The organism is Vibrio sp. 1557, from assembly GCF_033340175.1.
In the GTDB taxonomy this organism is placed as follows: Bacteria; Pseudomonadota; Gammaproteobacteria; order Enterobacterales; family Vibrionaceae; genus Vibrio; species Vibrio alginolyticus.
Map to the genome: position 1 here is coordinate 1 of NZ_JAWOVZ010000216.1, position 1168 is coordinate 1168.

Sequence of the window (1168 nt, forward strand, 5' to 3'; positions counted from 1 at the left end):
ATTCAGTTTAAATCTGCGAACGAAAAACAATTTGGCGACTTTGCCGACGGTTTTGTTCCAACACCTAAGAGCCAAATTAGCAGCAACCTTGGTTTAGATAATCGAGTTGAAGGTTGTTGGGTAGATGACGACCTAACGAAGCCGCTAGGCGATACATCCGAGCGCATGCTATCTGCCGCACTCAACTACATGGATACAGGAACTTGTCCACAAGTGTCGCCTGCGAGTTTCAACACAATGCCACTTAACAGCGACTCTCCAGCACTTAAGGATCACCGTTCACCACTAAGAACAGAGGCTATACATGTTGAGATCAACTAGATCAAGGCGCGCAACAGCTATAAGACTTTGTGCTTGTCTTGGACTAACACTACCGATTTTGGGGTGTGAAGTAATGTCACGAGAACCTGTTGAAGCCTTAAGCACTAAAACCACGCCTGAGGCCGTAAAGGAAGTACAAGCTGCGATTGCACAAATTCAAGGTACGCCAGCACCAAGAATCGCAAGCAACGTATTTGAATCGTCTCCGCACTTGTTGATTGAGAAAGGCAAAGTAAAAGGCAAGGATAACGTGCTACTAGACGGTAGCTATACCGATTTTCCTGACCAGTACACATTGCAGATTCGCGGTACAACCTGCGGACTGTTCTACGCGAAAACAGACCAGTTTGTGCCACTAACAGCACTGAATTGTGAACCAGTCACCAAACGTTGATCAAAAAGCCCGCAGAAAACTGCGGGCTTTTCTTATCTATTCTGCTGAACAAATATAACTGATAAAATTATTTCAGCTCAATCCAAGTCTTTCTTTGCTGCTTGTCCATGAATGACCAAGCCATAAAACGACTGATCTTTTGGCCTTGGCTCATTTCCACCACACGAATCGCTTTAACTCCCAGCTTTTCTAGCTGCTTACGCATCGGACGCACGTTGTCTTTTTTCGAAATCAACGTCGTAAACCACAGCACTTGAGAGCTGAATGCTTGGCTTTCATTGGCCATTCGACGAATAAATGCCGCCTCTCCACCTTCACACCAAAGCTCGGCGTTTTGACCACCAAAGTTCAACGTTGGCTTGCCCTGCTTCACTGGGCTATTTTGCGACTTGACCCCTTTTTTTCGCTGGTTTGCTTTTAGGTTGTCGAGTTTACGCTGACTGCCCATTGCAG

Annotated in this window: 2 protein-coding genes and 1 pseudogene; 2 read left to right on the forward strand and 1 reads right to left on the reverse strand. The window is 46.0% G+C overall.

Annotated features, from left to right (window positions below; translation table 11 throughout):
- Both R7070_RS25990 and R7070_RS25995 read left to right on the forward strand, forming a co-directional pair.
- Positions 1 to 321, forward strand: a pseudogene (locus R7070_RS25990) (peptidase S41); the annotation flags it as partial.
- A 73-nt stretch (positions 322 to 394) separates the two neighbouring features.
- Positions 395 to 715 (forward strand): hypothetical protein, encoded by a 321-nt coding sequence (locus R7070_RS25995; protein ID WP_318141486.1) that lies wholly within the window; start codon positions 395 to 397, stop codon positions 713 to 715.
- A 67-nt stretch (positions 716 to 782) separates the two neighbouring features.
- On the opposite strand, the gene R7070_RS26000 is transcribed toward R7070_RS25995, so the two are convergent.
- On the reverse strand, positions 783 to 1168 hold a 386-nt coding region (locus R7070_RS26000; protein WP_318141487.1), incomplete at its 5' end, for an RlmF-related methyltransferase.